Source organism: Streptococcus sp. Marseille-Q5112 (assembly GCF_916700555.1).
Lineage (GTDB): Bacteria > Bacillota > Bacilli > Lactobacillales > Streptococcaceae > Streptococcus > Streptococcus symci.
The window spans coordinates 1-8,656 of the sequence record NZ_CAKAKP010000022.1 but is presented as its reverse complement, the minus strand read 5'-3'; the positions used below and the strand labels follow the sequence as shown (position 1 = coordinate 8,656).

Annotated in this window: 8 protein-coding genes; all 8 read left to right on the top strand. The window is 35.4% G+C overall.

The window, feature by feature from the left end; genetic code table 11:
• Window positions 1-2,656 (top strand): transcription-repair coupling factor (gene mfd, locus LG372_RS09530; RefSeq protein WP_225742693.1); only part of this gene is annotated, 2,656 nt, incomplete at its 5' end.
• A gap of 57 nt (window positions 2,657-2,713) precedes the next feature.
• Complete coding sequence (locus LG372_RS09525) at window positions 2,714-2,980, top strand: RNA-binding S4 domain-containing protein (RefSeq protein WP_049552243.1); 267 nt, start codon at window positions 2,714-2,716, stop codon at window positions 2,978-2,980.
• The gene (locus LG372_RS09520) at window positions 2,973-3,341 is read left to right on the top strand and encodes a septum formation initiator family protein (RefSeq protein ID WP_115904950.1); all 369 of its coding nucleotides are present in this window, start codon (window positions 2,973-2,975) and stop codon (window positions 3,339-3,341) included. Before LG372_RS09525 ends, LG372_RS09520 begins: the two co-directional genes overlap by 8 nt.
• A gap of 4 nt (window positions 3,342-3,345) precedes the next feature.
• A complete protein-coding gene (locus LG372_RS09740; protein WP_049552245.1) occupies window positions 3,346-3,468 on the top strand; it encodes an SP_0009 family protein in 123 nt (40 codons plus the stop codon).
• Window positions 3,461-4,729 carry a serine hydrolase gene (locus tag LG372_RS09515; RefSeq protein WP_225742692.1) on the top strand — a complete coding sequence of 423 codons (1,269 nt, stop codon included), beginning with the start codon at window positions 3,461-3,463 and terminating at the stop codon, window positions 4,727-4,729. Before LG372_RS09740 ends, LG372_RS09515 begins: the two co-directional genes overlap by 8 nt.
• Window positions 4,726-6,003 carry a tRNA lysidine(34) synthetase TilS gene (gene tilS, locus LG372_RS09510; protein ID WP_049493199.1) on the top strand — a complete coding sequence of 426 codons (1,278 nt, stop codon included), beginning with the start codon at window positions 4,726-4,728 and terminating at the stop codon, window positions 6,001-6,003. Before LG372_RS09515 ends, tilS begins: the two co-directional genes overlap by 4 nt.
• 4 nt (window positions 6,004-6,007) lie before the next feature.
• Window positions 6,008-6,550, top strand: a complete 543-nt coding sequence (gene hpt, locus LG372_RS09505; protein ID WP_049486815.1) for a hypoxanthine phosphoribosyltransferase — start codon at window positions 6,008-6,010, stop codon at window positions 6,548-6,550.
• A 15-nt stretch (window positions 6,551-6,565) separates the two neighbouring features.
• Window positions 6,566-8,524, top strand: a complete 1,959-nt coding sequence (gene ftsH / locus LG372_RS09500; protein ID WP_000744570.1) for an ATP-dependent zinc metalloprotease FtsH — start codon at window positions 6,566-6,568, stop codon at window positions 8,522-8,524.
• Window positions 8,525-8,656: the final 132 nt, after the last annotated feature.

Sequence of the window (8,656 nt, the reverse complement as noted above, 5' to 3'; positions counted from 1 at the left end):
CAAGACATGGACTGTTTTTGACTATATTGAAAAAGATACCCCAGTATTCTTTGATGATTATCAGAAATTGATGAATCAGTATGAAGTCTTTGAAAGGGAGTTAGTACAATACTTTACAGAAGATTTACAGAATGGTAAATCATTTTCTGAGATGCAGTATTTTGCTGATACAGAGCAAACCTATAAGAAACAGAGTCCGGTTACCTTTTTCTCTAATCTGCAAAAGGGGTTAAGCAATCTCAAGTTTGACCAAATTTATCAATTTAATCAATATCCTATGCAAGAGTTTTTCAATCAATTTTCTTTTCTAAAAGAAGAAATTGAGCGATACAAAAAAATGAATTACACTATTATTCTTCAGTCTAGCAATTCAATGGGAAGTAAAACATTGGAGGATGTTTTAGAGGAATATCAGATTAAATTAGATTCCAGAGATAAGTCAAGTATCTGTAAAGAATCTGTAAACTTAATCGAGGGTAATCTCAGACATGGTTTTCATTTTGTAGATGAAAAGATTTTATTGATAACTGAACATGAGATTTTTCAAAAGAAATTGAAACGTCGTTTTCGAAGACAACATGTTTCGAATGCAGAGAGATTAAAAGATTATAATGAACTTGAAAAAGGGGACTACGTTGTCCATCATATCCATGGGATTGGTCAATATATAGGGATTGAAACAATTGAAATCAAAGGGATTCACCGTGATTATGTTAGTGTTCAATACCAAAACGGGGATCAAATCTCTATCCCAGTGGAACAGATTCATCTACTGTCCAAATATGTTTCAAGTGATGGGAAAGCTCCAAAACTCAATAAATTAAATGACGGTCATTTTAAAAAGGCCAAGCAAAAAGTAAAGAACCAGGTAGAGGATATAGCTGACGATTTAATCAAACTTTATTCTGAGCGTAGTCAGTTGAAGGGTTTTGCTTTCTCAGCTGATGATAAGGATCAACATGCTTTTGATGATGCCTTCCCTTATGTTGAAACGGATGATCAACTTCGTAGTGTTGAGGAAATCAAGAGAGATATGCAGGCTTCTCAACCAATGGATCGACTTTTAGTTGGGGATGTTGGTTTTGGAAAGACTGAAGTTGCTATGCGTGCAGCCTTTAAGGCAGTCAACGATCATAAACAGGTTGTCGTTCTAGTTCCGACGACGGTTTTAGCGCAGCAGCACTATACGAATTTTAAGGAACGATTCCAAAATTTTGCAGTTAATATTGATGTGTTGAGTCGCTTTAGAAGTAAAAAAGAGCAGACTGAAACACTTGAAAAATTGAAAAAGGGTCAAGTTGATATTTTAATTGGAACACATCGTGTTTTGTCAAAAGATGTTGTGTTTGCTGATTTGGGCTTGATGATTATTGATGAGGAACAGCGATTTGGTGTCAAGCATAAGGAAACCTTGAAAGAACTGAAAAAACAAGTAGATGTCTTGACCTTGACAGCAACGCCAATTCCTCGGACCCTTCACATGTCTATGCTGGGAATCAGAGATTTGTCTGTTATTGAAACTCCGCCGACTAATCGCTATCCAGTGCAAACCTATGTTTTAGAAAAGAATGATAGTGTGATTCGTGATGCTGTCTTGCGTGAAATGGAGCGTGGAGGTCAAGTTTACTATCTTTACAATAAAGTTGACACGATTGATCAGAAGGTTTCAGAATTACAGGAGTTGATTCCAGAGGCTTCGATTGGTTATGTTCATGGGCAAATGAGTGAGATTCAGTTAGAAAATACTCTACTGGATTTCATTGAAGGTCAGTATGATATTTTAGTGACGACTACCATTATTGAGACAGGGGTGGACATTCCAAATGCCAATACTTTATTTATTGAAAATGCTGACCATATGGGCTTGTCAACCTTGTATCAGTTAAGAGGAAGAGTCGGTCGTAGTAATCGTATTGCTTATGCCTATCTCATGTATCGTCCAGAAAAATCAATCAGTGAAGTCTCCGAGAAAAGATTAGAAGCGATTAAAGGATTTACAGAATTAGGTTCTGGATTTAAGATTGCTATGAGAGATCTCTCCATTCGTGGAGCAGGAAACCTTTTAGGAAAATCCCAGTCTGGTTTCATTGATTCTGTTGGTTTTGAATTGTATTCGCAGTTATTGGAGGAAGCTATTGCTAAACGACATGGTAATGGGAACACAAGAGCCAAAGGGAATGCTGAGTTGATTTTACAAATTGATGCCTATCTTCCTGATACTTATATTTCTGATCAACGACATAAGATTGAAATTTACAAGAAAATTCGTCAAATTGACAACCGTGTCAACTACGAAGAATTACAAGAAGAGTTGATGGACCGATTTGGAGAGTACCCAGATGTGGTAGCCTATCTTTTAGAGATTGGTTTGGTTAAGTCTTATCTTGATAAGGTATTTGTTCAACGTGTGGAACGAAAAGAGAATAAGATTACAGTTCAATTTGAAAAAGTCACTCAACGATTGTTTTTGGCTCAAGATTATTTTAAAGCTTTATCCGCAACGGACTTAAAAGCAGCCATAGCTGAGAATAAGGGATTAATGGAAGTTGTGTTTGATATCCGAAACAAGAAGGACTATGAAATTTTAGAAGGTCTGCTCATTTTTGGAGAAAGTTTATTAGAGATAAAAGTGTCGAAAGAAGGCAATTCCCTTTAACATTTTTCTTCTATAAAGTAGATAAAAATGGTACAATAATAATTTGAGGTAATAAAAATGAGACTAGACAAATATTTAAAAGTATCAAGAATTATCAAGCGTCGTACAGTCGCAAAAGAAGTAGCAGATAAAGGCAGAATCAAGGTAAATGGAATCTTGGCCAAAAGTTCAACGGATTTGAAAGTTAATGACCAAGTTGAAATTCGATTTGGGAATAAGTTGCTGCTTGTAAAAGTACTGGAGATGAAAGATAGTACAAAAAAAGAAGATGCAGCAGGAATGTATGAAATTGTCAGTGAAACACGGGTAGAAGAAAATGTCTAAAAATATCGTACAATTGAATAATTCTTTTATTCAAAATGAACACCAACGTCGTCGCTATCTGATGAAGGAACGACAAAAACGTAATCGTTTCATGGGCTGGGTTCTTATTTTGATGATTTTATTGTTCATTTTACCAACTTATAATCTTGCTCAAAGCTATAATCAATTACTCCAAAGACGTCAACAGTTATCAGACTTGCAAACTCAGTATCAAACCTTGAGTGAGGAAAAGGAGAAAGAGACAGCTTTTGCTACAAAGTTGAAAGATGAAGAGTACGCTGCTAAATACATGCGTGCAAAATATTATTATTCTAAGAATCGGGAAGCTGTTTATACGATTCCTGACTTGCTCCCAAGGTGATAAAATGGAAAATTTATTAGACGTAATTGAGCAATTCTTGAGTCTATCGGATGAAAAGCTGGAAGAGTTAGCTGATAAAAATCAATTATTGCGTTTACGAGAAGAAAAGGAAAGGAAGAATGCGTAAGTTCTTAATTATTTTGTTGCTACCGAGTTTTTTGACAGTTTCAAAAGTCGTTAGCACAGAAAAAGAAGTTGTATATACTTCGAAAGAAATTTATTACCTTTCACAATCTGACTTTGGTATTTATTTTAGAGAAAAATTAAGTTCTCCCATGGTTTATGGAGAGGTTCCTGTTTATGCGAATGAAGATTTAGTAGTGGAATCTGGAAAATTGACTCCAAAAACAAGTTTTCAAATAACCGAGTGGCGTTTAAATAAACAAGGAATTCCGGTATTTAAGCTATCAAATCATCAATTTATAGCTGCGGACAAACGATTTTTATATGATCAATCAGAGGTAACTACAACAATAAAAAAAGTATGGTTAGAATCTGATTTTAAACTGTATAACAGTCCTTATGATTTAAAAGAAGTGAAATCATCCTTATCAGCTTATTCGCAAGTTTCAATTGATAAGACCATGTTTGTAGAAGGGAAAGAATTTCTACATATTGATCAGGCTGGATGGGTAGCTAAAGAATCAACTTCTGAAGATGATAATCGGATGAGTAAAGTCCAAGAAATGTTATCGGAAAAATATCAGAAGGATTCATTTTCTATTTATGTTAAGCAACTGACTACTGGAAAAGAAGCTGGTATCAATCAAGATGAAAAGATGTATGCAGCTAGCATTTTAAAATTACCTTATCTCTACTATACGCAAGAAAAAATAAATGAGGGTCTTTATCAGTTAGACACGACTGTAAAATACGTATCAGCAGTCAATGATTTTCCAGGTTCTTATAAACCAGAGGGAAGTGGTAGTCTCCCTAAAAAAGAGGATAATAAAGAGTATTCTATAAAGGACCTAATCACAAAAGTATCTAAAGAATCGGATAATGTAGCTCATAATCTATTGGGATATTACATTTCAAATCAATCTGATGCTATATTCAAATCCAAGACGTCTGCTATTATGGGAGATGATTGGGATCCAAAAGAAAAATTGATTTCTTCTAAAATGGCTGGGAAAGTCATGGAAGCTATTTATAACCAAAATGGACTTGTATTGGATTCTTTGACTAAAACAGATTTTGATAATGAGAGAATTGCCAAAGGTGTTTCTGTTAAAGTAGCTCATAAAATTGGAGATGCGGATGAATTTAAGCATGATACGGGCGTTATCTATGCAGATTCTCCATTTGTTATTTCTATTTTCACTAAGAATTCTGATTATGATACGATTTCTCAGATAGCCAAGGACGTTTATGAGGTTCTAAAATGAGGGAACAAGATTTTTTAAATCATTTTCTCAAGAGAGAATATTTTAAAAAACATACTAAGGTGGTGCTAGCTCTTTCTGGTGGATTAGATTCTATGTTTCTATTCAAGGTATTGTCTACTTATCAAGAAGAGTTGGAAATTGAATTGATTTTAGCTCATGTTAATCATAAGCAGAGAATTGAATCAGATTGGGAAGAAAAGGAATTAAGGAAGTTGGCTGCTGAAGCAGAGCTTCCTATTTATATCAGCAATTTTTCAGGAGAATTTTCAGAAGCGCGTGCTCGACATTTTCGTTATGATTTTTTTCAAGAGGTCATGAAAAAGACAGGTGCGACAGCTTTAGTCACTGCCCACCATGCTGATGATCAGGTGGAAACGATTTTGATGCGTTTGATTCGAGGTACTCGTTTGCGCTATCTATCAGGAATTAAGGAGAAGCAAGTAGTAGGAGAGATAGAAATCATTCGGCCCTTCTTGCATTTTCAGAAAAAAGACTTTCCACCAATTTTCCACTTTGAAGATATATCAAATCAGGAAAATCATTATTTTCGCAATCGTATTCGAAATTCTTATTTACCAGAATTAGAAAAAGAAAATCCTCGATTTAGATATGCAATCTTAAGCATCGGCAATGAAATTTTAGATTATGACTTAGCTATAGCTGAATTATCAAAGAATATTGATGTAGAGAATTTAGATCAGCTATTGTCTTACTCTGAGTCGACACAAAGAGTTTTACTTCAAACTTATCTGAATCGTTTTCCAGATTTGAATCTTACAAAAGCTCAGTTTGAAGAAGTTCGGCAGATTTTAAAAACTAAAAGCCAGTATCGTCATCCGCTAAAAAATGGTTATGAATTGATAAAAGAGTACCAATGGTTTAAGATTTGTAAAATCAGTCCTCAGTCTGATGAAAAGGAAGATGAACTTGTGTTACACTATCAAAATCAGGTATCTTACCAAGGTTATTTATTTTCCTTTGGACTTCCTTTAGAAGGTGAATTCATTCAGCAGGTACCTGTTTCACGGGAAACATCAATACACATTCGTCATCGAAAAACAGGAGATTTTTTGATTCAAAATGGGCATAGAAAAAAACTCAGACGTCTATTTATTGATTTGAAAATCCCTATGGAAAAGCGAAAATCAGCTCTGATTATTGAGCAATTTGGTGAAATTGTCTCAATTTTGGGAATTGCGACCAGTAATTTGAGTAAAAACACGAAAAATGATATAATGAACACTGTACTTTATATAGAAAAAATAGATAGGTAAAAAAATGTTAGAAAACGATATTAAAAAAATCCTTGTTTCACACGATGAAATTACAGAAGCTGCTAAAAAATTAGGTGCCCAACTAACTAAAGACTATGCAGGAAAAAATCCGATTTTAATTGGGATTTTAAAAGGATCTATCCCTTTTATGGCTGAATTGGTTAAACATATTGATACACATATTGAAATGGACTTTATGATGGTTTCTAGCTATCATGGTGGAACAGCAAGTAGTGGTGTCATCAATATCAAGCAAGATGTAACTCAAGATATTAAAGGAAGACATGTTCTATTTGTAGAGGACATCATTGATACAGGTCAAACTTTGAAGAATTTGCGAGATATGTTTATTGCAAGAGATGCAGCTTCTGTTAAGATTGCAACATTATTGGATAAACCAGAGGGACGTGTTGTAGAAATTGAGGCAGACTATACTTGCTTTACTATTCCAAATGAGTTTGTAGTAGGTTATGGCTTAGACTACAAAGAAAATTATCGTAACCTTCCTTATGTTGGAGTATTGAAAGAAGAAGTGTATTCAAATTAGAAAGAACAATTTTTAATGAAAAAACAAAATAATGGTTTAATTAAAAATCCTTTTCTATGGTTATTACTTATTTTTTTCCTAGTTACAAGTTACCAGTATTTTAGTACAGGTAGTGTTGCAGGGAAAAGTGAGCAAATTAATTATACAGAATTGGTAAAAGAAATTACCGATGACAATGTAAAAGAATTGACTTACCAACCAAATGGCAGTGTTATCGAGGTTTCAGGTGTTTATAAAAATCCTAAAACAAGTAAAGAAGAAACAGGCATTCAATTCTTTTCTCCTTCTGCTACAACAGTAGAGAAATTTTCAAGTATTATTCTTCCTTCAGATACGACAGTATCAGAATTACAAAAGCTTGCTTCTGACCATAAAGCGGAAGTAACTATTAAGCATGAAAGTTCAAGTGGTATGTGGATTAATATTCTTGTATCCATTGTGCCATTCGGTATCCTCTTCTTCTTCCTCTTCTCGATGATGGGAAATATGGGAGGAAATAATAGTCGTAACCCGATGAGTTTTGGACGTAGTAAGGCTAAAGCTGCAAATAAAGAAGATATTAAAGTAAGATTTTCAGATGTTGCTGGAGCTGAGGAAGAAAAACAAGAACTAGTTGAAGTTGTTGAATTCTTAAAAGATCCAAAACGATTTACAAAACTTGGAGCCCGTATTCCAGCAGGTGTCCTTCTAGAGGGACCTCCGGGAACAGGTAAGACTTTGCTTGCTAAGGCAGTCGCCGGAGAAGCAGGTGTTCCATTCTTTAGTATCTCAGGTTCTGACTTTGTAGAAATGTTTGTCGGAGTTGGAGCTAGTCGTGTCCGTTCTCTTTTTGAAGATGCCAAAAAAGCAGCACCAGCTATTATCTTTATCGATGAAATTGATGCTGTTGGACGTCAACGTGGAGTTGGTCTTGGCGGAGGAAATGACGAACGTGAACAAACCTTGAACCAACTTTTGATTGAGATGGACGGTTTTGAGGGAAATGAAGGAATTATTGTCATCGCTGCGACAAACCGTTCAGATGTACTTGACCCTGCCCTTTTGCGTCCAGGACGTTTTGATAGAAAAGTATTGGTTGGTCGCCCTGATGTTAAAGGTCGTGAAGCAATCTTGAAAGTTCATGCTAAGAACAAGCCTTTAGCAGAAGATGTAGATTTGAAATTAGTTGCCCAACAAACTCCAGGTTTTGTTGGTGCTGATTTAGAGAATGTATTGAATGAAGCTGCTTTAGTTGCTGCTCGTCGCAATAAATCGATAATTGATGCCTCAGATATTGATGAAGCAGAAGATAGAGTTATTGCTGGTCCTTCTAAGAAAGATAAGACAGTTTCACAAAAAGAACGTGAATTGGTTGCCTACCATGAGGCTGGACATACCATTGTTGGTCTAGTCTTATCGAATGCCCGTGTTGTTCATAAAGTTACTATCGTACCACGAGGCCGTGCAGGCGGTTATATGATTGCACTTCCTAAGGAAGACCAAATGCTTCTTTCCAAAGAAGATATGAAAGAGCAATTGGCTGGTTTAATGGGTGGCCGTGTAGCTGAAGAAATTATCTTCAATGTCCAAACTACAGGAGCTTCAAACGACTTTGAACAAGCGACACAAATGGCGCGTGCAATGGTTACAGAGTACGGTATGAGTGAAAAACTTGGCCCAGTACAATATGAAGGAAACCATGCTATGTTTGGTGCACAGAGTCCTCAAAAATCAATTTCAGAACAAACAGCTTATGAAATTGATGAAGAGGTTCGTTCATTATTGAATGAAGCACGAAATAAAGCTGCTGAAATTATTCAGTCAAATCGTGAAACTCACAAGTTGATTGCAGAAGCATTATTGAAATACGAAACATTGGATAGTACACAAATTAAATCTCTTTACGAAACAGGAAAGATGCCTGAAACCGTAGAAGAGGAATCTCATGCATTATCTTATGATGAAGTAAAGTCAAAAATGAATGATGAAAAATAACCCAGAGAGAGGCTTGCCCTCTCTTTTTTGTGCAGTTGAGGCAGTGTAGAGAACAGAATGGGGGAAATGTGCCAAAAGTGTTTCTGAATCTGTTAGACTGTATCTAGAAAGGGGAACAATATGATTGAAGAA